Genomic DNA, 26,561 nt, shown 5'->3' on the forward strand with positions numbered 1-26,561 from the left:
TGTCCAAACTGTCGGCTCTATATAGGCGCAAAAAAGAGGACGCATTCATTGAATGCGTCCTCTTTTAAAATAGAATCGATTAGCCCAAGTAACGATACAGGAAGGTTACGATTTGACCGCGGTTGCACAGGTCGTTGGGACCAAAGGTGCCGTCGGTGTAGCCAGTGGTGATGCCGTTTTCAACGGCCCACATGACGGAATCGTAGCAGTAGGTGTCTTCGTCCACGTCGGGCATTGCATCGCCGTCCACGGCTTCTTCGCCATCCATGCGGAACATGAAGGTGACGATTTGGCCACGGGTGCAGGTGTCGTCAGCGCCGAAGGTGCCATCGGTATAGCCAGCGGTGATGCCGTTTTCAACAGCCCAGAGCACAGCTTCATAATAGTAAGCGTCTTCATCCAAGTCGGAGAAGGGGTTGTCGATGGAAGCTTCGGGTTCACCAGCGGCACGCCACAAGAAGGTGACCACTTGGGCACGGGTGCAGGAGGTGGTGGCACGGAAGGTGCCATCGGTGTAGCCAGTGGTGATGCCGTTTTCAACAGCCCACAGCATGGCTTCATAGTAGTAAGCGTCGCCATCCACGTCGGAGAAGCCAGAAGCGTCAACAGTTTCTTCTTCGGTTTCTTCTTCGCCATCTTCAGACACGAAGGTGACCTTCACGGTGACAGCTGCGCCAGGTTGCAGGTAAGAGTAGGTGCCGTCGCCGTTGTCGGTGACAGTCACTTCCTTGCCAGAGGAGTAGGTGACGGTGACGGTGCCCACTTCGTAGCCGTCGTCGGGTTCAGTGGTGATGGTGATTTTGGTGCCAGAGGAAGCCTTAGAGGAGCTGATGGACACATCACCATTGGAAGAAGAGGAAACAGAGGAGGTGTAGGAAGAAGTGCCACCAGAGGAGGAGGAATTCTTCGTCCAGTCTGCAACCAAAGTGGTATCTGCTTCGTATACGGTTGCATCGGTCACATAATCGCCTTCGCCGTCTACCAACCAACCGTCAAAGGTGTAGCCAGAACGGGTTGCATCGGTGAGGGTGATGGTATCATCATCAGCAGCAACAGCAGCCGTGTACACGTACTCGCCGCCATCAGCATCAAAGGTGATGATATAGCCCATAGTAACGTCGATGTAATCGTAATAATAATAGGTATCGTCACCGTCAGAAGAGGCAAATCCATACACAGCAGCAACATTTTCGCCAGTGCCAGTCACATCGCCACCAGTGTAGCAGTTGTAGAACAAAGCATTTTCGGTAGCGTCAGAATTATATATATAAGCGCTAATATAACCCAAGATACCGCCAACGTAGTCAGCACCGTCTACATCGCCAGTGTTGATACAGCCAGCAATCTCCACAGCATCTGCATAGCCAACGATACCGCCCACATAATCAACGCCAGTTACGTCACCCGTGTTAGTGGAATTAGAAATTCTGTTATCGCTATCACCGGCAATACCGCCAACGTAGTCGCTAGTGCCAGTCACAGTGCCGTTATTGACACAATCAGAGACAATTGCTCCATCTTCTGCACTGCCAGTGATACCGCCAACGCAGTAGTCGCCAGTAACTTTACCATAGTTAGTAGAGCCGCTGACAGTATCGCCATAATCGCCGCCAGAAATACAACCCACAATGCCGCCAACTTCATAATCGCCTGTGATATCTGCATAGTTGATGCAGTCAACAATATTGCTATCGCAGGCATACCCAACGATACCACCAACAGATTGATCACCAGCAACAGAACCGCTGACGATGGTCACTTCCAAAATCATTGCGCCATCGGTGTAACCAAACAAGCCAACAGCATCTGCAGTACCAGTAATGGTCAAGTTGGAGATTTCAAACTCACCACCGTCGAAGGTGCCAGAGAAGGGTTTTGATTCGTCATAATCGCCAATGGGAGTCCAATTGTCGTAGTCAGACAAATCGATAGCGGCGGTCAAGTACACGATATCGCCATCGAAGTCATCTGTGCCATCGTTAACCAACTCAGCTAAATAAGCCAGTTCTTCAGCGGTGGAGATATAGTAGGGGGAGGAGTTACCATTGTACCATGCCATATCATTCACCACAGTGCCATCACCATCGATGGTGCCGTTCTTAATTAAGACTGCAGTACCATCAATGGTCAGGGTTGCATCTGTGTCAACGGTCAGGGTTACGCCGCTGGCAATGGTCAGTTTACCAGAGGAAATGGTTACATCATTTTCAATTGTGAAATCACCATTGACCTTAATGTTGCCACCGATTTCGATAGCGGCCTCAAGACCATCTTCATCGTAAACTAAGATGGTGCCATCGTTGGTGATGGTGGCAGCAGCATCTTTGGTCAAAACGCCGTTCACAGTCAAAGTTGCGCCAGCTTCAATAGTGAGCTCGCCTTCATAACCAGAACCAGTGTCAAAGATGTCCAAAGTAACAGTTTCATTGACGATGACTTCACCGCCGTCTTCGATGGTCAAAGTACCAGAAACTTCGGTATCATATGCAATGGTCAAGGTTGCGCCGTCTTCTACAGTGAAAACGTCCTTACCAGCAATGCGGAAACCGTTGTAGTCGCCATCTTGGAAGTCGCCTTCGATAGAAGCGACAGAGTCTTCGGTCAAGGTGATGGCATAGCCAACAGAAGCTAGGTCAGTTGCTGGGGTGCCAGAGTCACCAACAGCACCAGACAAACCAATGGTGACAGAACCGCTGGTGATTTTCAAGCCGTTTTCGCCAACAATCTCACCAGATTCGTACAGGTTAGTTGTATCAATGATGGTGATAATAATGGTGCTATCAGCAAAGCTTTCCAGTGTGCCACCATCTACGATAAGACCAGCAATACCAGTGACATAGTCGGTGGTGATGGTGCCATAGTTTTTGATGTCGCCTTCGCCAGTGATGGAGTAAGCGCCATTGCTGGTGATGGTCAAAGAACCATCGCTTGTGATGGTCAAGCTAGAATCAGCAGGAATAACCAGTTCCACACCAGAGTCAATGATAGCAGCTTCATCCAAAACAATATCACCGTCGATGGTAATAAGTGTAGCATCAGCCGCGATAGCTGCTAACAGCTCAGCTTTTGTGCTGACGATAGGATTGCCATAGCTGTCATAGGCAGTGGAGTCACCATCAACGGTAACAGTACCAGTACCAGTCATACCCAATTCAGCGATAGAAGTGCTGTCATAGGAGTCGTCCAAAATAAGGGTACCATCGTTGACGATGGCGCCGCCAGACCCAATGGTAATGGTTGTATTGGTTGCATCGATAGTACCTTCATTGGTGAATGTTGCGTTTTCCCCAACGGTGAGTGTACCATTGGACAAATCAATGCTTTCAGTGTTGGTGACAGTTGCACCTTCTTCGATGACCAGAGAAGCAGGCTCACTATTATACGCAATGGCAGACGCCACCAAGGTGCCATCGTCCAGAGCGGTGAAAGATGCTTGGGTAGCAGCTGCAGCGTTAGTACCCAGATAGATTTCACCAGCATTGGTCAAGGTTGCACCATCTTCAATGGTCACAGTCACGCCGTCTTCAATGTAGACTTGACCGCCATAAACCAAAAGGGAAGCAGTGCTTTCAATGGTCACATCGTCGCCAAAGGTAACGATGGTGTCGCCGCCCTTCATGTAGTTACCAGTGATGATTTCACCAGTGAAGCTACCACCATTGATGGTCAATTGACCAACATCAGTAGCGGTATCCCAAGAGCCATTATAAATTGCGCCCAGAGGAGTACCAGAGCTATTGCCAGCAATAAATTCACCATCATTGATAGTAGCAATGTTCCAGTTTTGCAAGGCGTTATGACCAGTGAAGGTACCGCCATTGATTTCCAAAACGCCATATTCGTCGTTTTTGATAACAATCGCTTCACCGCCATTGGTATAAGTACCGCCGTTGATAATCATGTTGGGTGTTGCTGCATTTTGACCATCAGCAGTGTAATAGTAACCGTTGGTCACCAAAGCACTGGAGCCAGCAGAGGAAACCTCAGAATAAGCAGTCACAGCTGTGCCCAAGGTCATTTCCCCTAAGTTTTGGATGACATAGTAGGGATTGCCAGTTCTGGTATAGGTACCAGCTTTCACATCTGCTACGCCAGTAGCTGTGTTTTTAAGCGCAGCTTTTGAGCTGGTGCCAACGGTAACAATACCACCGCCAACGGTATCTTTGATGGTCAAAGTACCGCTATTTTCAATAGTATGGCTAGAGCTGTTGCTCAAGGTTTTGCCATTCAAGTCAATGGTGACAGTTTTGCCGTCTTCAATCACCACGTTTTCGGTGATGTCAGAAGTCAGTTGAATGTCATATTGCTCATTAGCAATATAATGGACCCTAGAAACCAAACCAGCACTCGAAAAATTATCGTGAACGTGATACAATATCAAAAACGATAAACGAGAGGAGAACATATCATGCCACGAAGCAGTTACAGCGCCGAATATAAGGCCAAGATCGTCCTAGAAGTCCTCCAGGGTGAGAAGGAATTAAACGTTATCGCTGCCGAGCAGGGGGTTAATCCCAACATGATTCGCAACTGGAAGAAGGAATTTATATCCAATGCCAGTCAGGTTTTCGATGAGAAAAAGCAGGTCAAAGAAGCACATCGGAAGGAGGTTGCCCTGAAAAAAGAGAAGGAGCAGATGCTCCGCACCATCGGCCAATTGACACTGGAGCGAGACTTTATTCAGGGTGCCTTTCGGGACTGCGGCATCCCCGTCCCCAAGTTCCCTCAGGACTGACGCAGACCTGTCCATCCGCCGTCAATGTGAGCTGCTGGGTCTGCCCCGAGGGCAGGTCTACTACCAGCCTGTGGAGGTCGACCAGGAGGCCAAGCGCTGGCGGGAGCACATCATGGCACGCATCGACTACTGGCACACCCAAATGCCCTACATCGGCTCTCGAAAGCTGGTGACCAAGCTGGCCACCGACCAGATTTTTGTGGGTCGCAAGCTGGTTAGGCGACTGATGTGCGAGATGGGAATTCATGCTCTCTATCCCAAGGCAAATCTCTCAAAACGCAACTTTAAAGAGTCTATCGTACCATATTTGCTGAGAAATAAGGTTGTCTCGTTCCCGAATCAAGTGTGGTCAATCGACATCACTTACATCAAAATGCACCACGGGCACATGTATTTGACGGCGATTATCGACTGGTATAGCCGTCTGATTGTGGGCTGGAGTCTGTCCGATACGCTGGACACAGATAACGTCATCGCCGCTGTCCAGCGCGCAATTTCTAGCCACGGCACCCCCGCTTTTCTCAATTCTGACCAAGGATGTCAGTTCACAAGCTCCCAATATAAGGGGTTTTTGAAGGCAAATCACATTGTCCAAAGCATGGATGGTAAGTCCCGTTGGGCGGATAATATCATGATTGAGCGGTGGTTCCGTAGCCTGAAAACCGAGGAAATTTACCTCAACGAGTATCAAAATCCTAGGGTATTGCGCCGTGGAATTGGAAATTATATCAAGCAGTACAACACCTTCAGACCCCATCAAGCACTGGGAAATCAGACTCCAGAGGCCGTGTATGGGGCAGCCTTCACAACGCCAACCAACCACCTTGACAGTCTGGCACAGGCTGGTTGAGGACTGGTGGCGACGGGAGGTCGTGGGTTGTAGGCGGAGGCCGTTCCCCTCGCCTTTCCCATTGTACCAGCCTGACCCAGTCGGTCAAGGCAACCCTTCGGGCGGCTACCCTGGAGGTAACCACAACCAGGCTTGGCTCAGGAAGCAAAACAGGTTGTTGTGTTCACGATAAATTTTGAGGAAGTGGTCTTGACAGGGGGACCATTATACAATAGCAGCAGCGATGGTTTCATAGGTTTCAGCATTGCCGACTTCCGTCGCTGCGCTGGCGCTCACGGTCATTACGCCTACTAGCGCCATCACCATGAGAGCTGTTGTCCATAGTTTCTTCATGTTCTTTCCTCCTAATTTTCCCTTGGTCAAAAAATGGGCACACCCCACCCTTGCCAGTGTACTAATACTCTGATTATAGCACACTGGTTTTCAAATGCAATCAAATTCTTTCTTTATCATGGTGAAATACTCCACAATTACTGCCAAAAAATACCACTCTTTTTTATGCAAATCTACAGAAATCACATAGGTGTTACCAATTCCTACCATTTTCCTGCTTTTTCACTGTGTTTTCTCCCATTTTTTCCACTTTTTTACACAAGTCCATCACAAGTCATCGCTAAACGCCACGCTTTCCACCGCCCCACATTGGGGCTGGACAAACGTATTTTCTCATGCTATACTATTTCCTTGCGGAGTTATTCAGCACTAACCAATATCTTCCAAAACCACACTTTTTTACACCACGGAGGTACCTTCCCTTGCTAAAAACCCACATCTTAAACCCCCATATCCCCACCCTATGCAAAGGCATTTTGGCTGGCATGATGATTTCCCTTGGCGCCAGCGCCTATTTGAGCATCGACAACCATTACATCGGCGCCATTTTGTTCACCATTGGCCTCTACGGCATCTACACCCTTGATTTTTACCTCTACACAGGCAAAGTTGGGTTTTTCCTCACAGAAAAAGACCTGCCCAAGCTGGCCGTGATTTGGCTGGGCAATTTGATTGGCACCGTGTCCATAGCATGGCTCATATGCGCCACCCGTCTGCTCCAAACCTCCACCCTCCAACACCACGCTACGGCCTATGCCGCCACCAAATTGGGCGACAGCTACGCGAGCATTTTCATTTTGGGCATTTTATGCGGCCTGATGATGTACATCGCCGCCGCCGCGTTCAAAACCACCCAAAACACCGCCAACAGCATCGGCGGTTACATCGGCCTGTTCCTCTGCGTGATGATTTTCCTGCTTCTTGGCTTTGAACACAGCATCGCCAATATGTTCTATTTCACCGTGGCAGAGGCGTGGTCACTCCACGCTGTGATGGCGCTCTTGGTGGTAAGCGCAGGCAACGCCGTGGGCGGTTTGACCATCCCCATACTCCTCCACCCCACCACCCAACATTGACCGCTATACTATATAAATATACAACAGCCTGAAAGCATCGCTTACACGATGCCATTTTGTGCTATTTGCGAGCAAATAGCACAAAATGCTGCCGTTGCGACGGCAAATGATTTTAATGTGGGCGGAAACCTACGGTTTCCCCCACTCCCCCTTCCCTTGGAACGAGGGTCTTTGATATACACAACGGCATGGATTTCGCTTGAAATCCATGCCGTTTTTATCTATCCAAAACCGCACAAGTGCAATACAATACTATCACATCACTATTACATCAAAGGAGAACATCAACTGTGTCCATCACTTACGGCTATGTGCGTGTGTCTACACGTGAGCAAAACGACCACCGCCAGCGCCTTGCCCTTGAGGAAGTTGGCATCCCTGACCAGCGCCTGTTCACCGACAGGCAATCGGGAAAAGATTTTCAGCGTCCCCAATACCAGCGCCTATTGCATCGGCTCAAGCCCAATGACTTGCTCTTTGTCAAGAGCATTGACCGCTTGGGGCGCAATTACGACGAAATTCTCGCCCAGTGGCGACACCTGACCAAGGAACGCGGCATCGACATTGTGGTGCTGGATATGCCCCTACTAGACACACGCCGTGGCAAGGACTTGATGGGTACATTTCTCAGCGATATCGTCCTCCAATTGCTGAGCTTTGTGGCAGAAAACGAACGCACCACCATTCGCCAGCGCCAAGCCGAAGGCATCGCCGCCGCCAAGCTACGGGGGGTGCGCTTTGGCCGACCACCCTTGCCCTTGAGCCATGATTTCCCCACCGCTTACGCCCAATGGCACGCTGGCGCCATCACAGGGGTGGAGGCGGCGAAGCTGTGCCAAATGCCCCTGTCCACCTTCCGCTACCGCGCGTCGAAATATGGGGCAGACTTGCAATAAAGTGTAGGTTTTTGCAACCATGAATAGGCAGGAAAAAATGGGTTTTTTGTCCCCATTTTTCTACCTATTGATTAAATATCCACTGCGTGCTAGAATAAAAAGGAAGTTACAATAAAGTACACCTTTTCGCCAGCGAAAGGATAGGAGTTGTTGCCATGTCAGATTTCATCATCAACCGTCCCGACGGCGACGCTATGGAGCGTCTGCTACAAGCCCACGTCTATGACCCTGTGGGGAAAATCCTCCGCCTTGCCCTGTGGGCTGGGCTGATGCGCAAGGAATTGGTGTCCCTCCAATGGGTGGACATCCACGGCGATTATATCAACGTTGACCAGCGGCAAATTCCCCTCTCCCCCCAGCTTGCCGACTATCTAAACAGCGCCACGGGCAAGCAATACCCCTACGTGGTCACGTCCAGCCGCAACCATGCCCCCCTGTCGGCGCAGGGTGCGTCTCATATGGTGCGGCAGGTGCTAGACGACGCTGGGCAATCGGCGGTGCGCTTGGCGGATTTGCGCTCGGAATACATTATCAATGCCCTCCAATCCACCCCATGGGAGGCGGTCTGCCAAGCCAGTGGCATGGGCTATGCCGCCTTGCGGAAAAACTTCGCCCCCTATCTCAACATTTCCCTTGCCGCCCAGCCCAAAGAGGTCACCACCCTTGACCCCGTGCAAATACAAACCATTCTCGACCAGCACACCGACACCGCCATCACCCTTGCCATGGCGTTTGCATGGCACATGGGCATCACCTTGCAACAAATGCTCCCCCTCACATGGCGTGCCGTGGATTTAGACGCAAAAACCTTGACCATCGAGGTTGAAGCCATCCCTCTTGCACCGTGGGTGGCTGCGTATTTAAATAGTATGCCTGTCCAAAACCCTGACGCTCGCATCTTCGTGGGCCCCAAGTCTGGCAACCCCCTATTGCCTGAGCGCATTAGCCGTTTGGTGCGACAGGTGATGCTGAAAAACGGCATCAATCACGTCACCTTGCGTGATTTGGTGGCCGATTACCACCAGCGCCAAAACGGTGGCAGTGCTATTTTGTCCCATTTGCAAGCCCATGAAAAGGCCACCACCGCCCAGCTTTCCCAAGCGTTGGGGCTGGATAACACCGTGGTGTACAAGCATTTAAAGCGGCTCTTGCAACAAAAGCAAGTGGTGCAAGTGGGTGCGCTGTACTATCTGCCCAGCGCCGTGGTGCCACCCGAGGAGCACCAAGCCGTCCTCACCGCCTATTTGACCCAATATGAGCGGCTGTATCGCAAAGACGTGGTGGAATTGCTGGGCATCACCCCCAACCAAGCGTCGATTTTGCTACAAAAATGGGTAAAAGCAGGGTGGTTGACGCAAGAAAAGCAATGTTACCAATTGGCATGATAAATCCCCCCACAACTTCACCCTTTCACTACAATTTCCGCCATACAATCGCACCGTTTTTCATCTGTGTAACAATCCCAGAAAATCCATAGACAGGGGCTTTTTCCCATGGTAAAGTATGCCTCAAGCAAGGGAACGACACCGTTGTCATGTTCCAACGCTGATGTAGGATGGGCTTTGGCCTTATCCAACACGGCTAAGACTTGAGCCCTCATCGGCTAGCCCCGACACGAACGTTGGAGCCACGCAAAGGGGTTGGGAACTTGCTAATTTTTAAAGGAGGACTAAGTCCTATGAAGAAGTTCCTTTCTCTGGCACTGGCTCTGGTGATGACCATGTCTTTGGTTACCATCTCTGCCTCCGCAGACTTCACTGACGACTCTGATATCGCTTATAGCGAAGCTGTCGAAGTGATGTATGCACTGGAAGTCATCTCTGGTTACACCGATGGCACTTTCGATCCCACCGCAACTTTGACCCGTGGCGCAGCTGCAAAGATTATTTGCAACCTGATCCTTGGGCCCACCACCGCAGAAGCACTGGGTGCTGACACCGCTCCTTTCCCCGACGTTTCCGCTGACCATGTGTTCGCTGGCTACATTGCCTATTGCGCACAACAAGGTATCGTTGGCGGTTACGCTGACGGCAACTTCTATCCCGCTGGCACCGTCACTGGTGTGCAATTCATGAAGATGCTGCTGGGCGCACTGGGTTATGACTCTTCTATCGAAGGTTTCACCGGCGATAACTGGTCTATCAACGTGCAAAAGCTGGCTCTGAGCTTGGGCTTGGACGACGGCAACGACGATTATGTCGGTTCCGACGCCATGACTCGTGAAGAAGCTTGCCTGTATGCTCTGAACACCTTGACCGCTACCATGGTTGAGTATCCCAACAACACCTCTTTGGTGGTTGGTGATATCTCCATCACCACCTCTTCCTCTTCTTCCAAGATGGAAAACAACGCTTCTAGCGAAACTATCTACAGCGATGACTACATGCAATTCGCTGAAAACTATTTCACCAACCTGAAGCTGTCTGACGCCGGCGAAAACGCTTTCGGCCAACCTGTCACCACTTGGAAAATCAAGTCCACCGAAGTTGGTACTTACATCAACAACGATGAACTGGTTGCTGAATACGAAGGCAAAGTCACTCACGCTACCCTCTACAGCCTGATCGACGACGACGCTGACGTTACCGTGTATGTCAACGGCAACGACGACGAATGGGCTGAAGGTTCTGACCTGTTCACCAAGAACTCCACCTCTGCTGCAGTTGGTTCTGGTAACGGCTCTGTCACCTATGTCTACGAAACTGATGACGAAGTGTACACCATCGTCACCAAGAACATCTACGTTGTGCAAGCCATCTCTGACTATGACGACGATGATGAAGAACTAAAGATTGACCGTCTGGAAAATGACGACCTCATCGACAGCTACTACATCTACAACGATGACGTGGACGTGGAAGAATTCGAAGAAGACGACTACATTCTGGTCACCGTGGCTGACGGCGTGATTAAATCTGCTGCTCTGGCAGAAGTGGTCTCTGGCTCCGTTTCCACCTATTCTAGCGAGTCTTCTGTCACCATCGACGGCACCAAGTATTCTTACTCTAAGACTGCTTCCGACGATGTGAAGGACGAATCCTACACCGTGGGCGAAGACGCCGCTGTGGTTCTGGATCAACAAGGCAACGTCATCTATGTTGACGACGCTATCATTGCATCCGACCGCTATGTGTTCATCGCAAACTATGACGCAAACAGCATCTTGGATTCTTGGACCTACACCGCAGGTGCATACTTCTCTGACGGCACCTATGCTGCTATTGAAGTTGACGAAATCTATGACGAAGATGCTGAAAATGAATGGGGCAAAGCTAACGGCAAAGCCAACGCTTGGTTCACCTACAGCCAAAACAGCGATGGTACTTATGACCTGACCGCAGTGGAAGACGATTACTGGGTCGACGATGGCGAAAACATTGTCAACCTGTACTTCGATGCAAGCGACAACGTTATCTCCAGCGGCTCTGTCACCTTCGCAGCTACTGGTTATGACATAAACGACTCTGACTTTACTATCGAAGATGGCACTGTCTCCACTACTGATGTTTCTACCGCTTCCATCAAGGGCAACAGCTCTACCGTGTTCGTTATCTATGATGGCGACGACGTGTACATGTACACTGGCGTGTCCAACGTGGCTGACGTGACTACTAGTGATGACGAAAGCGCTTATGTCTACGCTCTGCTGGACGGCAACTATGCTGCATTCGTGTTTGTTGACGCTTCCAACGCTGACGTAGATGGCGCAAGCAACGCTGCTTACGACTACATGTTCGTTCTGTATGCAGATAGCGTTACCTACGACGAAAATGGCGACCTGATTTATGGTTATGACGTTATCATCGATGGCGAAGAATCTTATGTCTGGTCTAACAACAAATTGGATGCAGGCGTCCTGTATAAGGATGTTGACGTAGACAGCAATGACTACATCGACGATTTCGATGCAGTTACCTCTGCTTATAAAACCTCCGATACCGAGTACTACAAAACCACATTGGACGACGCAGTGTTCACTCGTTCTAGCGACGTTCTGACCATTAAAGATAATGACGACGACGAAGACTACATCATCGGCGACGACGCTGTTGTCTACATTGTGGTTGCAGAAGGCGTTGAAGAACTGCTGTATGACAACGACGCTGACTTCGAATTGAACGAAGTGTATTCCGCTAAGTCTGTTGTTTCCTTCATGGAAGACTACGATATTAACGGCTATGCCTTCACCGTGGTTGACGACGACGACGGCAGCACCGACGTTCTGGCAATGTACATCTATGTCACTGGTACCAACTATGTGGATGATGAAGACGATGACGTTGTCGATACTGCTAATTATGCAGATTATGAAATCACCGTTAAAACTACTGGTATCATTGTTGATGTGTACAATGGTGCAAGCAACGATGACGCTGATGTGATTGATGCTATCATTGCTTACTTGGCTGATAGATATAGCAGCTCTAGCTATACTGGTTCTAACAGCACCAATGATGCTTATGGCTTCCTCATCAACGGTGCTTCTTACTACTACTATAAAGAAGATGCGACTGTGATGTATGCTATCACCTTTGACACCAATGCTGCGAGGAAGATGGTTATCGACTCTGTTGAAGCTGATTACGCAGCAGAGAATGATTCTGTTGAGGTGTATTTGACAAGCGATGACGGCGCTGGCTATAATGGCGATATCTGGATTGTTGACAAAGATGGTAATGAAATGGCTGAAGTTGTTCTTGTAGGAGGTAGTAAGACTGTGACTGCCACTATCACCATGCCTGGTTACGATGTTGAGTTGAGCCTGACTTCTACTGACCCCACCTAATCCCCATCACCCAAGCACATTCGTGTTCACGTGATACAAAAAACCACCGCTCTCACGAGCGGTGGTTTTTTTGCGCCCCACCCCCATGGGCGTGGGTGGAACGGGGGACGGGCGACCACGCAGGGTCGCCCCTACAACGCCCCCCACCATTTGCACCCCACCGCACGCACCACCGTAGGGGCGGCCATTGGCCGTCCGTCCCCACCGCCCCCACCCCACCACAACGTCGCAACCACCCCCCCACGGACGCGCAATGCGCGCCCCTACAACGCACCCACCGTAGGGAACGGTCTTGACCGTTCCACCCCCACACGTTGCACCCACCCCATCCCTATGGGCGTGGGTGCAAACCGATACACGGGCGGATAATATCCGCCCCTACAACGGCGATTCCCATACGCCCCCACCGTAGGGAACGGTCTTGACCGTTCCGTCCCCACCACGTCGCACCACCCCGCAACGTCGCACCACCCCCCACGGACGCGCAATGCGCGCCCCTACAACGCAACCCACCGTAGGGGCGGCCATTGGCCGTCCGTCCCCACCGCCCCCACCCCACCACGCACCCCCCACCCCCCACAAAAACAAAAATCCTCTTGACAACCAAGAGGATTTTCACTATACTATAGATAAAGAAGGTGCCACCGATGAACGGTTGCCCTCCCTAACGTTTAAAAGAAATAACCGTCAAGTTTAGTGGGCTTGGGCGGTTATTTCTTTTTTGTAAAAATTGTGTAACACAATCCAATAACGCTGATAAGCACAATGCAGAATTGAAACAATTCGCCATATGTAACCATAGCATCCCTCCTTTTCAACGTAATGCTGTCAGGAGGGCAAAAAAGTAAATTCGTCCTCCTGTTTTTCCGAAGAAAAGGGAGGCACAACCGTCCACCGTGTTTGGTGACACCTTCAACCAAAGTATACCATACACACAAATCTTTTGTCAATCGCACCCACACACATACGAACATCCCTCCCTGTCATACACTGGCAAAAACAGGAGGATATCACCATGCTCACCACAGCCTTATTGCTCTTTGCCAACACGCTGCTCTTTTCCCTCCGCCTCAGCGGCAGCTCCTTCCCCAAACCCCTCACCGCCCAAGAAGAACAACAATACCTCACCGCCTACGCAAACGGCGACCTAACCGCACGCAACACCCTCATAGAACGCAACCTCCGCCTAGTAGCCCACGTAGTGAAAAAATACTACACCCAGAGCGACGACCAAGAAGACTTAATCTCCATCGGCACCATCGGCCTCATCAAAGCCATCACCAGCTTCAAACCAGAAAAAGGCGCCAGACTAGCCACCTACGCCGCCCGCTGTATTGAAAATGCGATACTATCGCCAAGGACTTTAAGTATGCTTGTAGGGGCGACCTGTGGTCGCCCGATACCAAATGGAGCGTATTTTACCAAATAAGCCCGACCTTTGACATCCTCTGTCGCACCGTGGATGGACAACTGCGGTACAGCTACCGCTATCGCTTTAGCTTTGCCCCCAACGCACCCAGAAAAATCTTAGATGCACAACGGTTCTTGCAGACCTATCAGCGGTTTGAGGATATCGAGACACTGGACAAGCTTGAGGGATTGTTCAGCATCACGCTGTGACGCAAAAAACCACCGTCTTTCGACGGTGGTTTTTTCATTGGCAATTATGCAAGGTAACGATACAAGAACGTTACAATTGCGCCACGGTTGCAGGTGGTGGTGGGTTGGAAGGTGCCGTCGACGTAGCCAGTGGTGATACCGTTTTCCACGGCCCAGAGCACTGCGTCGTAGTAGTAAGTACCGACCGCTACATCGGATAGGGTTTCGCCAGTCACTTCTGGTTCGCCAGCAAGGCGATACAGGAACGTCACGATGGCGCCACGGTTGCAGGTGGTATCAGGACGGAAAGTACCGTCTTCGTAGCCAGTGGTGACGCCGTTTTCAACAGCCCACAGCACTGCATCGTAGTAGTAAGCGGTTTCATCCAAATCGCTAAATGGATTGTCGATAGTGGCTTCTGGTTCACCTGCGGCACGCCACAAGAATGTGACAGCCTGTGCACGGGTGCAAGCGTCGGTGGGACGGAAGGTGCCGTCGGCATAGCCAGTGGTGATGCCGTTTGCCACAGCCCACAGGACTGCATCGTAGTAATAGGCCTCAGCAGATACATCGGTGAACAAACTGTTGTTATACACAACCGCATAAATCGACAAGTGGTTGGTGGAGAAGATAGCGAGTTCATCCGTTGTATCATATGCGCTATCCATGATGGTAATGGTTCCATCGTCTGCAATGTACCAGACGGCAACATTGTCAGCCACTTCTCCTGTTTTTAAGGTGTAAGGAATGGCAACGATAATATCTGCGCCATCGAAGGAGGTAATGGGCACCCCATCACACAGGATGGACACATCCACGATGGTACCATCACCAATTTGTGCTTGCTGCGCTGCGCTCAATTCAGCAGCTAGGTCAATTGCCTCCACAACGATGGTGATATCGTAGCCATTTGCTTGGCTTGCAATGGACTGTGCGGCCTCGCTAGAGAAAGTCACATACCCTAGACTGCTAGAAATCTCCAGCGTATCCACGCCACTGTTGGCAAATGTCTCAAGTGCATCGCCGGATAGCGTGAGCGACACAGTGTCAGTGGTGGATTTGGTGTTCACCGCAATCTCAACGGTATCGCCGTCAGCAGAATCAATGGCTGATTCCATGGCACTCTCAGTAACAGTGGCAGAGGTCACACCAGAAGATGTGCTGATAGTTGGCGTGATAACGCCGTCATCCACAGAGCTAGTGGTGGTAGTGGTTGGTGTGAAGCTACCAGAGCTACTTGTGGAACCTGTATATCTCCACTTGGCATACAACGTCATATCCTCATCAATTTTTTGTGTTGCATCAAATTCTATTTGTAGCTCTGCATCCTCATACCACCCCTCAAAACTGTATTTGCTTTGTACGGGTGTATAGGTGGTTACAGTGCCGTAGGCATCTACAGTATCAGTTTTCAAAACAGTGGTATCACTCATATAGGTAATATCGTATGTTTTTACCCACAGAGCAACAAATGTCATATCCATAGCGGGCATATTTGTTACAAGGTTGCTGCCCCATCCGTTGAATCTGTATCCTATTTTTGTAACACTTTCTGGGGCAACAATTGTCTGCAAATACGCAACTGTCCCTTGGGTATACGCTGTCTCGGTTGTGCTACCACCTGCAAAGTTCCAAGTGAGTTGGTACGTCGCATATTCATAATAAATCGCAATGGTAGTCCCTGTGACATTGCTCTTTTCTGCATCGTAAACATACCCTTCGTAGGTATTTGCATAATTGGCAACTACAACCTCCGTACCACTGGCAACACTGATGGTCGCACTGTCCTCTAGCGCATCTGCCAGATAGTGCTCCACGGTATATGTCGTGGCATCGGTGACCCAAACGGGATATAAGGTGATTGTTTCACAATTCTTTGCCGCATCTGTCGTGAACGAAACCTTGCCACCATCAACATAAATCACTTCGTCAGCGCTTGCATCTGTATCCCAGCCGACAAATGTGTATCCATCTTTTTCAAGGGTACACACAGGCAAAGTTGATGCTGTTCCATACACCATTCCCACCGACGACATAGTGCCTGTGGCATCTGTGGCATCAAATGCAACGGTGTAGGCGTTTCCTGTATATGTAACTGTGATGTTGGTATTTTCAGAGATAGTTCCGCTTACAATGAGCTGGTCTGCGGTATATCCCTCTACGACAGGAGATGTTACAGAATAGTCGTTTTGATAGGGCTGTTCTGCATAAAAGGATGTTGCAACACTTCCTCCCACATCGTAGCGATAGTCAATGGCCAAGCTGTAGGTGACGGGGCTATAGGACACGGTAATGCTAGTGTTTTCGCTCAGCGTACCAGAAAGCTCCTTATCGCTTGCTGTGTAACCATCTATAGTTGGGGATTTTACCAAATAAGTCTCCCCAGTAGTTAGTTTCAATATCTCAGAAGAGGACGCTTCCAGCCCTGTAGTTCTATATACATAGAAAATGGTCAGCGTACTACTCTTGGGGCTTGTTCCATATATCGCATAATATGTTTGATTTCCCTCCACTGTAACTGTTGATAGATCCATTGCTTCCGTAGCGGACATATCTGTGTTCCATCCGAGGAATGTAATCATATTCTGCCGTTTCGTAATTTGGCGTTGGAACACGGCTATCGCTTGGTGTGCTACCGTATAGCGCACTTGTAGTTGCCAACACGGAATCATCTGTATCTTTCCAAGTTACGGTATATGTGTTGCGCAGATAGTAATTAGAAATTACATTTCCAGATTCGGTAATTGTGATGCTATCTGTGTACACGCCATTGGCCAGCCCATAGGAATGGGTGAAGCCCTCATAAGTGTTGACAAAATCACTGAGTAGCTGGATAGAGTTTAGCGGCACAGAGAAGGTTTCACTGGCATCTGCCGTCGTATCAAACCCACCACTTACTTTTTCAAAGTATGTATCCACTACCAATTCAGGGTTTTCAGTCTCACCCCACACTGCATACAATGTGATGGTATCTTCTGTGGTGATATTTTGTACAGCTTGCTTGTCGTAATATACCACTTCATCGGCACTGGCGTCTGTATCCCAACCTAGGAAGACCTTTTCATCCATGGTGAACGTGCAGGCTGCCAGAGCTTGCGTTGTGCCTTGGGTGAAGGTTTGAGTTTCCATGGTACCTGTTGCTCCATTTGCATCGAAGGCAACCGTGTAACCTTGGCCAAGAAGGGTGCCGTACAAGGTTATGTTTTCCGTGACGGCATCCGCAAACTCATATGCCTGTGTTTGTGCTTCGTCTGTATACCATGCGCTGTCTTGCAGGGTATATTCGCTCGCCAAGGTTGGCTCTGTTGCAGTCCCGTTTTGTACCACGATTTCACTGTCCACAGCGCCGATATTCACAGCATAGGAAACTTTGCATCCCAAGGCGACGGATTCGCCAGATGCAATCCAATAATTTTCGTAGATATCGCTAGCGTCCACATTGGCATTTAAGCTTGTAGCCACTGTTTCCGCTGTCTCTGCATCAAAGGAGGTCCACTGTGTAACAATATCTTCAGTCGTCTTGTTTCCGTAGCAATATATTGTGTTTAATCCAGAAATATAGTAAGCGCTGTTGACTAAATAGTAATTGTTGCTTGCCTTTTGCATACTTGTGATAAGCCCTGCAATGGCACCGATATTGCCATTGACGCCAATCACTGCACCAACATTTACATTGTTTTCTATAATTCCTTGCGCTGAAGCAACAATACCTCCATGATAGGAGCCTGTTCCTGTTACCGTTCCTTGGTTGAGGGAATTATAGATTGTTGCATAAGATGCCAGCAATCCAGCAATACCAGCTACATAGCTTGCACCCTTCACATAACCGTCATTGACACAGTCAAAAAGAGTTGTCAATACATATCCTGCTACACCACCAGTGTAACTTCCGGTGCCCGTTACAGTACCTGCATTGATGCAATTTGAAACATTTGTACCACGGCCAACAACACCGCCTGTATAACCGCCGCCATATACGGCACCATTGTTTTCACAGTTTGTGACCGTGACACCAATGCCAACTATGCCGCCAATATATGTTTTAGCACTAATCACAGTTCCTTGGTTATTGCAATTCTCAACCAAATTATTTGAATTTCCTACAACACCACCATTGTACGCATTGGAACCAATCACAATGGTGTTCTCATTGGTACAATCGATGATACTAGAATTACCATGTCCATTGCCCACAACTGCACCATTGTAATATTGTCCACTGATTAAACTATCTGCCACTGTAACGGAAGTCACAACACCATAGTTATACAAACGCCCAAACAAGCCTTTGCCATTGACTGCTGGTGTGTTGACAAATAGCCCACTGACTGTATGTCCTTGTCCGTCAAAAACGCCCTCAAAGCGACCATCTGTCAGATCAATACCAATGGGATCCCATGTGTCAATGGTATTGGTCACTTCCGTGCTATTGCAGTAGAACTGAACACAATCCTCTAGGATTTCGTAATAATATCCAGCAACATCTGGGATTGTATCTGCGGTCGTAAAGGTGGCATATTCTTCGCCTATTGCATAGTAATAGGTGCCTGCCACACTGGTAGCGCTGGTGCCACCCACCGTAATACCATTTGAGATACAGCCTGTACCAATATAGAATATCACACCGTCCTGATACGACACAGCTACTAGGCCTGTGGTGTCATCATAAGCGAAGGAATATCCCTCATTCATGGACAAATCTGCTGTCAATTCATAATTTAAAGTTGTGTATAGGGCATTGTCATTGCTTGCATCCATTGCTACGTTGGATACCAAGTAGCTTAGATACTGCAAATCGTCAATGGTGTTGATTTGATAAGGGCTTTCTGTTGTGCCATCACCATTAAACCCACCGACAGACCACTTGGGATATAAGTCCAAATTTCCTGTAATGGCAGAACTGGCACTCCACGCATTTTCAAGTTCTTTTTCTGTATACCAACCCATGAAGATGCTTCCATCTTGCTCTGGATATGGCACATTTGCCACGGTGTCATTTTCCACAACAGATTCTGTGTAATCCGCTGTTTCGTTTGCCACATCGTAGTAGAAGTTGACGGTGTAGGAGTCCAGAACAACAGGTGGCGCTTCTTCCTCCCACTTAGCATAGAAATGGCTATCTGCAGAAACTGTGATAGATGCAGCACTGCTAGATGCGAGGGTTTCCAAGGTTTCATCGCTATACCAACCTGCAAAGTCATAGCCGTCATTGACAGGTTCGGGAATAAAACCAAATCCCTGTGTATATCCCACACCAATGCCGTTATAGTCAGCCTTCACCACAACACCATAATCTTGGTCAATATCATTGTTATAGGTAAACACCACATTATAGTATACATCGGTTGGATCATAGGTTTCATCCAAAACAGGTAAGCCATCGCTACCTTCTTCGCTCCATGTGCTATAGGTGCTATTGTCTTGATTTGTAACCCAAGCTGTCAGCGCAGAAGATACGGTACTACAAGTATATTCACCAACCGTGATAGACTCGTCTAATGTCCCGTCGGCATTCATTTTAAAAACACCATCGGGTATTTCATCAGTTTCGCTGTCTGCAGTCACCCTAGTCCCAGTACTTTCTAGATAAAATACATTGTCAAAATAAGAACCATTTCTACCAATAGCATACGTGTTTCCACCACTGGTAGAAGTAACCATACCTGTTGAATAACAGTTGTTTACTGTGACGGTATTTCCCCAAATTTGTGTGCTATGAATGCCACCGGGATACGTGGTTCCGTACACATCCCCCGTATTGATACAGTTTTTAATATAGGCCAAGTAGTAAACAGCTATGAGGCCACCGATATTTGTGGTGCCATAAATATCGCCATGGTTTTCGCAGTTGTACATAAAGGTTTCATCGGAGGGACCTGCAATACCACCCGCATAGGCTCTTTGGCTGACAATCGTTGCATTGTTCACGCAAGAATTCAAAAGCAATCCCAAGTCATTATCGCCCACGATGCCAGCTACCGACTGTTGCCCAACAACAATGGCATTGTTCACACAGTTATAAATTGGAATGGAATACCCATAGGTTTGCCACCCACAAAGGCCGCCAACATATAATCCCCCCAGTACTAGCCCTGTGCTATTTTCATCGGAGTCAATCGAATCAATGACGATGTTTTCAATGGTTCTGGAGTTGTATTCCAGTCTAGTGCGGTAGCCAAGCAAGCCCTGCCCATTTTCCGTGGGGCTATTGATATATAAGCCCGTGATAACATGGTTGTTACCATCTATGCTACCGCCAAATTGATATTCAGATGTTCCGATAGGCACCCAAAGATAGATGTAATGTACGGTGCCTTCAAGGCAAATTTTGAGAATTCCATCTTCCACCGTATAGTAGTTATATCCGCTGGTTCCATTGGGAACTTCCGTATATGTGTCTCCGCTTTTTGTGTAGTATGTGCCGGCATCGCTTTCTAAATTATAGCCTGTGCCAATGTAGAATGTACTGCCATTTACAGTGGCTTTCACCATGGTATCCTCAGGCTGATAAACAAAGGACAACCCTTCGTTCAATGTAATATCAGCGGTGATTTCATAATATGCCTCTGCATATGGTAAATCTCCATCCAAAGTGTTTAGCTGATACGTATTGGTCAAATACGAAAGGTTCGCCAGCTCCTGAGCTGTTGCAATTTCATAAGGTGCACTTTCTGTTCCCAGACCATCGCTAAAATACTGGATACCATCGGTGACGTCATCAATATCTTTTGCATAATATCCCCAGCTACCGTCAGTTCCAGTCTCCACTGCAAATACCGCCATAGGCAGCATTGAACATAACATAGCCACTGTCAAAAGATAGGCTATCATCTTTTTTGTTAAACTTGCATTAAATTTTTTCATAATTTTCCTCCCCTGATTCACACTATTATTCTGAAAATTTATTTTAACAGTTGGTCATAGCATCTAGCTAAATATAGTTTTTTGAAACGCTTCAACTTGATTGTGCGTAGCAACACCTTCCTTTTTATCGGATTGCATCGCTTCAAATACCACACAATTTTGCTTACGTGATAAGGAACTCTAAAAATCCGTATATCAACATGCATTTTATCACTGTAGCGTGAAAAAGTCAAGAGAAGTATGAAAAATTAGGAAATAATTTTTGTAACGTTATGGCACAGGAACTGAAGTGGATTGCAGATTATCACCGTCGTAATCCAAACAGCGGTATTTACGCCGTGCCAACAACACTCCCATGGTGTGGCTTTGCTGTTGTATAGGTGGCGCGTGTGCGGGAGTTGAATCTCCTTCACGCTGCTGTTGTTTTATGTATTATAACGGATATGTATAATATAGTTTGTGAGATGTTATCATGCCATTAAGCGATTCTCAAAACCGTGTCACCGAGAAATATCAAGGGGAATTTGATGACATCAAATTGCGAGTGCCCATGCCCATATCCGCAAAAAAACGCAACAAGATAGCCTCTATCGCAAAATGGCTACTTGTTGCGTTTTTTAGTTGCTTACGTCATTTCGGCTCAAAACACTGTCAATCAATGCTTGTTTCTGCTCATTAGAGCATGGCAATTTTTTCAATTTTGCCACAACCACGTCGGCGTGGACACCAGCCACACGACGAGCCAATTCCTGCCGTCCTGCCTCTGTTTTTGGAAGGTACAGCTTCACTTTAATCGGCGCACTGGTTCTCATGTCCACACCTCCTCTGCTCCTCTACTATATGATTGAGTTTTCATTTCAATCACCTAGCGCCAACAGATAGTTGGCCACGGCCACCCCTCAACGCCAATGCGAAAGGTGGAAGATGCTCACCGTCATGAGAGTCAAATAAAGTTCGTAAGCTTTTTTCCACTTGGGCACGGAGGGCATGGAGCTCAATCTTGTTCTTCATTTCTTACTTATGAACGATAGGAGATTGTCAAGCGATTTTATAGGATTTTAGAAAATTTCTTTTCGAGCGGACTGGTGTGTATTATTCAAGTGGAAAACCGATGCAGTAACTATTACTGCATCGGCATATTCGTCAATTGTTCTTTTTGATTGCGTCGTCCATAGACCACAGCAGTAACTTGCACCTTCCGATTGACCTCATCCAGCCAGAAGTAGACAATGAAATTCTTCACAGGCATTTTATGAATGCCATAGCTATGCCATGGTTCTTCTTCGGTTAACGCAACTCGGTTTGGAAAATGGTCAAGAGCGCTGATTCTCCCTCCAACATCTCCAAAAATCGCTTTGCAGTGGTTGGTTCACCCAGCACGTTGGCACGAATTACGAATTTCCAACAACTGCCCCACAGCGAAGTCCGTTACCTTTATGATATAAGTCTCTTCCATCTTACAGACCTTGCTTCAGTTCTGCGAACACATCGCCTACAGATCGGGACTGGTCTGCTTTGGCCTGCTCAAATCCTCTCTGCATCATGGCATTAAAAGTGGCTACGTCCATATCCTCTCTGGCCACGGGCTCCTCGGGCAGTGTCAGCGTAAAGGGCAGTCCCTTTTTCATCACAATTTGCCGATACAGGGTGTTGATGACCACCGATGCAGGGATGCCCAGTTGCGCCATAATGGCTTCGGCTTGCTCTTTTAGCTCTGGCTCCACACGAGCCATCACGTTTGCGGTTTTGGTTGCCATAAAATCCACCTCTCCTTCTGATTTGTTACCCTTATTATATCCCGTTGTATAGCAAATAGCAATACATTTTTCATTATCCCTATATAGCTTGCTGTGTTGATTTCTTTATGATACAATTGAACCATACTATTTAATCATAACAAAGGAGGGCGCATTATGAACAAGCCTATCCCATTTGCCATTTACTCTCGCAAGTCTCGCTTCACTGGCAAGGGCGAAAGTATCGGCAATCAGGTGGAGATGTGTCGTGATTATATTCGGTTGCGGTACAGCGCAGAGGAGGCCGAAACCGCCCTTGTCTATGAGGATGAAGGGTTCTCTGGTGGAAATCTCAACCGCCCTGGGTTTAAGCGGATGATGGCGGATGCCAAGGCTAAGAAATTCGATGCCATTGTCATCTATCGCCTTGACCGTATCAGCCGTAGCATCTCCGACTTTTCCACGTTGATTGCAGAGTTGGCTGACCGTAAGATTGACTTCATTTGCATCAAGGAGCAGTTCGACACCTCCTCCTCTATGGGGCGTGCCATGATGTATATCTCCTCTGTGTTCTCCCAGTTGGAGCGTGAAACCATTGCCGAGCGTATTCGCGACAACATGCAAGAGTTGGCCAAGACTGGTCGTTGGCTGGGTGGCGTCGCCCCCACGGGGTACACATCGGAGAGCGTGGCCTCCATCACGGTAGATGGCAAACAGCGCCGCTCCTGCAAGTTGCACGTCTTGCCAGAGGAAGCCCAGCTTGTCCGCACGGTGTATGATGTGTATACCGAAACTGACTCGCTCACTGGCACAGAAGCAGAATTATTGCGCCGTGAGCTGGTCACAAAGACTGGCAAAAGCTTTACACGCTTCTCCATCAAGAACATCCTGCAAAACCCTGTCTACGTCATGGCGGACAGCGCCGTATACACCTATTTCAAAGACCGCAACGCCTACCTTTACGCCGACGAACCTGCCTTTGACGGCACCCACGGCATCATGGCCTACAACCGCACCACACAGGTGAAGGGCAAAACTGCCACCCTGAATCCCATGGAAGAATGGACGGTGACGGTGGGTGGGCATGAGGGATTGATACCCTCCAAAATGTGGCTTTCCGTGCAAGCATCCCTTGAGCGGAACAAGTCCAAGTCCTACCGGAGTAGCCGCTCTGACGGCAACAAAGCTCTGCTGACAGGTCTAGTCTACTGCTCTTGCGGCAGTCGGATGTACGCCAAACTCACCAACCGCATCACGGCAGACGGGCAACCCATCTACACCTACGTCTGCAAGTTGAAAGAGCGGAGTAAAAAGGCCTGCTGTAGTGTCCGCAACGCCAACGGCAACATTCTGGACACCGCTATTTTGGCACAACTGAAATCACTGACAGAGGACGGCTCGGCGTTTCGGCAGCAGCTAGAGGAGAGTCGTGACATCCTCTTCAACCAAAATCACAGCCAGAATTTCATTGATGACCTCCACAAAAAGCACAGGGAACTCACTGGGCAAATCGACTCACTCATCGACACCCTCACCGAACTGGGCGACAGCACCGCCAAAGCCCCCATCACCCAACGAATTGAGAAGTTGACGGAAGAACAAACCGCCCTCGCCCTTCGCATCGACGAGCTATCCGAACTGAGCGAACGACGAGACCTGTGTAGCGATGAGTTTGGCATCTTCGTGGATTTGCTGTCCGTGTTCTCAAATGCCTGCGAAGGCATGGAGCTAGAGCAAACCCGTGCCGCCGTCCGCACGCTGGTGCGCTATGTGGTGTGGGACGGCGAGACCGCCCACCTCATCCTCTTCGGGGTGGAGCCAAACGAAGTTGACCCCGCCATTTTAGAGGCTGTGATGTCTGGTGGTCATGACGACGACAACGGGGACAGTGAAAGTCTTTGGGGTGAGGATAGCAAATGAAATCCTCATGCACTTTCGCTCTCAGAAGAAAACGCAGAGTGAGGTGTCGCTTTCGGAGACGTTGGACAGTGATGGGCAGGGAAATCCGCTCCAGCTCATGGATGTGGTGGGGCAAGATGACACCATGCTGGAGGATTTGCACCAGCGAGACGCCGCCTTGCAACTGCGCCACTTGGTGGCCACTGCTCTCACTCCACGAGAAGCAGAGCTAATTCGTTTGCGCTACGGCTTGGGTGGTTCTCTCCCTCTGACCCAGCGTGAAGTGGCCGCTACGTTTAAAATTTCACGTTCTTATGTGTCTAGATTGGAAAAAAGGGCGCTGGAGAAGCTCCGTAGCAATTTTCAATAAGAACACAAAGTCATCTGATGAAATTTCCGTACACCTTTTTCGTTTTTTACAGTAGAAAAGTACACAATTTCCCTGTATAATAGGTCTTAATCAATTTGGATTTTAAAATTTGACGAAAGAGGTATTTAAAATGCATAATTTTAACTGGAACTTCCCCACCGAACTGGTGTACGGCGAAGGCCGTATCAAAGAACTGGGCTCCATTGCCAAGCAATATGGCAAGAAGGCCATGATCGCCACCTACGCACGCGGCGGTTTCCTTGACCCCATCATCGACATGGTGGAAGCTTCCTTGACCGAAGCTGGCGTGGAATTCTCCACCTTCACTGGCATCGAACCCAACCCCAAGGCACACACCATCGACAAGGCCATCGACCAATTCAAGGCTGAAGGCTGTGATCTGGTCATCGCTCTGGGTGGCGGTAGCGTCATCGACGGCTCTAAGTACATTGCTGCCACTGGTTTCTCTGGCGGTAAGGCTTGGGACTACGTGGTGCTGGGCGACCGCAAGCCCCGTGAATACACTGGCGCATTCCCCATTATCTCCATCCCCACCATCTCTGCTTCTGGTTCTGAATGCAACGCAGGTGGCGTGCTGACCAACGCTGAAACTGGCGAAAAGAGCTTCTCTCGCTCTCCCTATCGCTATCCCAAGGTTGCTCTGCTAGACCCCGCTCTGCTGACTTCCGTGCCCCAAGCCATCACCAAGGATTGCTGCTTGGACATTTTCTCTCACTTGATTGAGCACTACCTGTCCAGCCATGCTGAATCTGAATTTGCTGACCGCATGACCGAAGCTATGATTTTGACCCTGATGGAAAACTTCGACAAGGTTTTGGAAGATCCCAAAAACTTGGAAGTCCGTGGCCAATTGGCTCTGTGCTCCATCTTCGGTTGGTCTGGCCTGCAAGGTCTGGGTCGTATGGGTTGCATCCCCATGCACTCCATCGAAATGCCCCTGTCTGGTATTTATGACCTGCCCCACGGCCGTGGCATGATCGTTGTGATGCCTCCTTATCTGGAACTGATGGCTGACGTTCTGCCTGCTCGTTGGGCAAAGCTGGCTCGCCGTTGCTTCGGTGTGGTGGAAGCTGACGACGCTGTGGCTGCAAAGCTGTTGAGCGTGAAGGTTGTGGAATGGTTCAAGCGCACCAACTCCTTCCTGACCCTGAGCGACGTGAACATCCCTGCTGACCAATTCGAACGTATGGCAGACGACGTTGTGCGTATGTTCCCCGGCGCAGAACCCAACACCACCGCTGGTCCTCGCCCTGTCACCAAGGAAGAAATCGTTAAGATTTACGAAATGTGTAAATAAGCATACTATTAATAAAGACGGCACGTTGCATTTGCAATGTGCCGTCTTTTTTCATGGCGCACTTTTTTGTGTGTCTTGCGGACAGTGTTGCCCCTTTGG

20 protein-coding genes are annotated in these 26,561 nt (G+C 49.0%); 12 read left to right on the forward strand and 8 right to left on the reverse strand.

Annotated features, from left to right (window positions below; translation table 11 throughout):
- Positions 1 to 79: 79 nt before the first annotated feature.
- Complete coding sequence (locus tag RFF05_RS06225) at positions 80 to 4,339, reverse strand: S-layer homology domain-containing protein (protein WP_409969503.1); 4,260 nt, start codon at positions 4,337 to 4,339, stop codon at positions 80 to 82.
- 69 nt (positions 4,340 to 4,408) lie between these two features.
- Between RFF05_RS06225 and RFF05_RS06230 the strand changes: the two genes are divergently transcribed.
- Together RFF05_RS06230 and RFF05_RS06235 are read left to right on the forward strand one after the other, a co-directional pair.
- Positions 4,409 to 4,735 carry a transposase gene (locus RFF05_RS06230; RefSeq protein ID WP_409967432.1) on the forward strand — a complete coding sequence of 109 codons (327 nt, stop codon included), beginning with the start codon at positions 4,409 to 4,411 and terminating at the stop codon, positions 4,733 to 4,735.
- Positions 4,686 to 5,585 (forward strand): IS3 family transposase, encoded by a 900-nt coding sequence (locus tag RFF05_RS06235; RefSeq protein WP_409967433.1) that lies wholly within the window; start codon positions 4,686 to 4,688, stop codon positions 5,583 to 5,585. The genes RFF05_RS06230 and RFF05_RS06235 overlap by 50 nt, the downstream gene beginning before the upstream one ends.
- A 204-nt stretch (positions 5,586 to 5,789) precedes the next feature.
- On the opposite strand, the gene RFF05_RS06240 is transcribed toward RFF05_RS06235, so the two are convergent.
- On the reverse strand, positions 5,790 to 5,918 hold the full coding sequence (locus RFF05_RS06240; RefSeq protein ID WP_409969504.1) for a hypothetical protein: 129 nt from the start codon (positions 5,916 to 5,918) through the stop codon (positions 5,790 to 5,792).
- A gap of 422 nt (positions 5,919 to 6,340) precedes the next feature.
- Here RFF05_RS06240 and RFF05_RS06245 point away from each other — a divergent pair, with 422 nt between their 5' ends.
- The 3 genes from RFF05_RS06245 (at position 6,341) to RFF05_RS06255 (ending at position 9,275) form a co-directional block, all read left to right on the forward strand.
- Entirely contained in the window at positions 6,341 to 6,994 is a 654-nt protein-coding gene (locus RFF05_RS06245; RefSeq protein WP_409969505.1) for a formate/nitrite transporter family protein, read from the forward strand.
- 290 nt (positions 6,995 to 7,284) lie between these two features.
- Positions 7,285 to 7,890 carry a recombinase family protein gene (locus tag RFF05_RS06250; RefSeq protein ID WP_409969506.1) on the forward strand — a complete coding sequence of 202 codons (606 nt, stop codon included), beginning with the start codon at positions 7,285 to 7,287 and terminating at the stop codon, positions 7,888 to 7,890.
- 155 nt (positions 7,891 to 8,045) lie between these two features.
- Positions 8,046 to 9,275, forward strand: a complete 1,230-nt coding sequence (locus RFF05_RS06255; RefSeq protein WP_409969507.1) for a winged helix-turn-helix transcriptional regulator — start codon at positions 8,046 to 8,048, stop codon at positions 9,273 to 9,275.
- 17 nt (positions 9,276 to 9,292) lie between these two features.
- Here RFF05_RS06255 and RFF05_RS06260 read toward each other — a convergent pair whose 3' ends face one another.
- Positions 9,293 to 9,490, reverse strand: coding sequence for a hypothetical protein (locus tag RFF05_RS06260; protein WP_409969508.1), 198 nt, complete (start codon positions 9,488 to 9,490; stop codon positions 9,293 to 9,295).
- A 78-nt stretch (positions 9,491 to 9,568) separates the two neighbouring features.
- Between RFF05_RS06260 and RFF05_RS06265 the strand changes: the two genes are divergently transcribed.
- The 4 genes from RFF05_RS06265 (at position 9,569) to RFF05_RS06280 (ending at position 14,296) form a co-directional block, all read left to right on the forward strand.
- On the forward strand, positions 9,569 to 12,676 hold the full coding sequence (locus RFF05_RS06265; RefSeq protein ID WP_409969509.1) for an S-layer homology domain-containing protein: 3,108 nt from the start codon (positions 9,569 to 9,571) through the stop codon (positions 12,674 to 12,676).
- 30 nt (positions 12,677 to 12,706) lie between these two features.
- Positions 12,707 to 13,045 carry a hypothetical protein gene (locus RFF05_RS06270; protein WP_409969510.1) on the forward strand — a complete coding sequence of 113 codons (339 nt, stop codon included), beginning with the start codon at positions 12,707 to 12,709 and terminating at the stop codon, positions 13,043 to 13,045.
- A gap of 646 nt (positions 13,046 to 13,691) precedes the next feature.
- A complete protein-coding gene (locus RFF05_RS06275; protein ID WP_409969511.1) occupies positions 13,692 to 14,105 on the forward strand; it encodes a sigma-70 family RNA polymerase sigma factor in 414 nt (137 codons plus the stop codon).
- Positions 14,106 to 14,134: 29 nt separating this feature from the next.
- Positions 14,135 to 14,296 carry a hypothetical protein gene (locus tag RFF05_RS06280; protein ID WP_409969512.1) on the forward strand — a complete coding sequence of 54 codons (162 nt, stop codon included), beginning with the start codon at positions 14,135 to 14,137 and terminating at the stop codon, positions 14,294 to 14,296.
- A 44-nt stretch (positions 14,297 to 14,340) separates the two neighbouring features.
- On the opposite strand, the gene RFF05_RS06285 is transcribed toward RFF05_RS06280, so the two are convergent.
- The 5 genes from RFF05_RS06285 to RFF05_RS06305 form a co-directional block, all read right to left on the reverse strand.
- A complete protein-coding gene (locus RFF05_RS06285; protein ID WP_409969513.1) occupies positions 14,341 to 16,827 on the reverse strand; it encodes an S-layer homology domain-containing protein in 2,487 nt (828 codons plus the stop codon).
- Positions 16,736 to 21,058 carry an InlB B-repeat-containing protein gene (locus RFF05_RS06290; protein ID WP_409969514.1) on the reverse strand — a complete coding sequence of 1,441 codons (4,323 nt, stop codon included), beginning with the start codon at positions 21,056 to 21,058 and terminating at the stop codon, positions 16,736 to 16,738. The genes RFF05_RS06285 and RFF05_RS06290 overlap by 92 nt, the downstream gene beginning before the upstream one ends.
- A 698-nt stretch (positions 21,059 to 21,756) precedes the next feature.
- Entirely contained in the window at positions 21,757 to 21,951 is a 195-nt protein-coding gene (locus RFF05_RS06295) for a hypothetical protein (protein ID WP_409969515.1), read from the reverse strand.
- 49 nt (positions 21,952 to 22,000) lie between these two features.
- Positions 22,001 to 22,150, reverse strand: coding sequence for a hypothetical protein (locus RFF05_RS06300; protein WP_409969516.1), 150 nt, complete (start codon positions 22,148 to 22,150; stop codon positions 22,001 to 22,003).
- 446 nt (positions 22,151 to 22,596) lie between these two features.
- Positions 22,597 to 22,896 carry a type II toxin-antitoxin system RelB/DinJ family antitoxin gene (locus RFF05_RS06305; RefSeq protein ID WP_409969517.1) on the reverse strand — a complete coding sequence of 100 codons (300 nt, stop codon included), beginning with the start codon at positions 22,894 to 22,896 and terminating at the stop codon, positions 22,597 to 22,599.
- Between the two features lie 156 nt (positions 22,897 to 23,052).
- Between RFF05_RS06305 and RFF05_RS06310 the strand changes: the two genes are divergently transcribed.
- The 3 genes from RFF05_RS06310 to RFF05_RS06320 all read left to right on the forward strand — a co-directional run bounded on the left by RFF05_RS06310 (position 23,053) and on the right by RFF05_RS06320 (position 26,462).
- A complete protein-coding gene (locus tag RFF05_RS06310; protein ID WP_409969518.1) occupies positions 23,053 to 24,795 on the forward strand; it encodes a recombinase family protein in 1,743 nt (580 codons plus the stop codon).
- Positions 24,796 to 24,802: 7 nt separating this feature from the next.
- Positions 24,803 to 25,144, forward strand: coding sequence for a sigma factor-like helix-turn-helix DNA-binding protein (locus RFF05_RS06315; RefSeq protein WP_409969519.1), 342 nt, complete (start codon positions 24,803 to 24,805; stop codon positions 25,142 to 25,144).
- 130 nt (positions 25,145 to 25,274) lie between these two features.
- Positions 25,275 to 26,462 carry an iron-containing alcohol dehydrogenase gene (locus RFF05_RS06320; RefSeq protein ID WP_409969520.1) on the forward strand — a complete coding sequence of 396 codons (1,188 nt, stop codon included), beginning with the start codon at positions 25,275 to 25,277 and terminating at the stop codon, positions 26,460 to 26,462.
- The last annotated feature ends 99 nt before the right edge of the window (positions 26,463 to 26,561 follow it).

The sequence above is a fragment of the Bengtsoniella intestinalis genome (genome assembly GCF_039719005.1).
In the GTDB taxonomy this organism is placed as follows: Bacteria; Bacillota; Clostridia; order Oscillospirales; family Oscillospiraceae; genus Oscillibacter; species Oscillibacter intestinalis.

What these genes read in the sequence shown, in the direction of transcription:
- RFF05_RS06230 (WP_409967432.1), top strand. Translation starts at nt 4,409, where the DNA reads ATGCCACGAAGCAGTTACAGCGCCGAATATAAGGCCAAGATCGTCCTA.
- RFF05_RS06240 (WP_409969504.1), bottom strand. Translation starts at nt 5,918, where the DNA reads ATGAAGAAACTATGGACAACAGCTCTCATGGTGATGGCGCTAGTAGGC.
- RFF05_RS06255 (WP_409969507.1), top strand. Translation starts at nt 8,046, where the DNA reads ATGTCAGATTTCATCATCAACCGTCCCGACGGCGACGCTATGGAGCGT.
- RFF05_RS06260 (WP_409969508.1), bottom strand. Translation starts at nt 9,490, where the DNA reads ATGAGGGCTCAAGTCTTAGCCGTGTTGGATAAGGCCAAAGCCCATCCT.
- RFF05_RS06265 (WP_409969509.1), top strand. Translation starts at nt 9,569, where the DNA reads ATGAAGAAGTTCCTTTCTCTGGCACTGGCTCTGGTGATGACCATGTCT.
- RFF05_RS06275 (WP_409969511.1), top strand. Translation starts at nt 13,692, where the DNA reads ATGCTCACCACAGCCTTATTGCTCTTTGCCAACACGCTGCTCTTTTCC.
- RFF05_RS06285 (WP_409969513.1), bottom strand. Translation starts at nt 16,827, where the DNA reads ATGTCCGCTACGGAAGCAATGGATCTATCAACAGTTACAGTGGAGGGA.
- RFF05_RS06290 (WP_409969514.1), bottom strand. Translation starts at nt 21,058, where the DNA reads ATGGCGGTATTTGCAGTGGAGACTGGAACTGACGGTAGCTGGGGATAT.
- RFF05_RS06295 (WP_409969515.1), bottom strand. Translation starts at nt 21,951, where the DNA reads ATGAGAACCAGTGCGCCGATTAAAGTGAAGCTGTACCTTCCAAAAACA.
- RFF05_RS06300 (WP_409969516.1), bottom strand. Translation starts at nt 22,150, where the DNA reads ATGAAGAACAAGATTGAGCTCCATGCCCTCCGTGCCCAAGTGGAAAAA.
- RFF05_RS06305 (WP_409969517.1), bottom strand. Translation starts at nt 22,896, where the DNA reads ATGGCAACCAAAACCGCAAACGTGATGGCTCGTGTGGAGCCAGAGCTA.
- RFF05_RS06310 (WP_409969518.1), top strand. Translation starts at nt 23,053, where the DNA reads ATGAACAAGCCTATCCCATTTGCCATTTACTCTCGCAAGTCTCGCTTC.
- RFF05_RS06315 (WP_409969519.1), top strand. Translation starts at nt 24,803, where the DNA reads ATGCACTTTCGCTCTCAGAAGAAAACGCAGAGTGAGGTGTCGCTTTCG.
- RFF05_RS06320 (WP_409969520.1), top strand. Translation starts at nt 25,275, where the DNA reads ATGCATAATTTTAACTGGAACTTCCCCACCGAACTGGTGTACGGCGAA.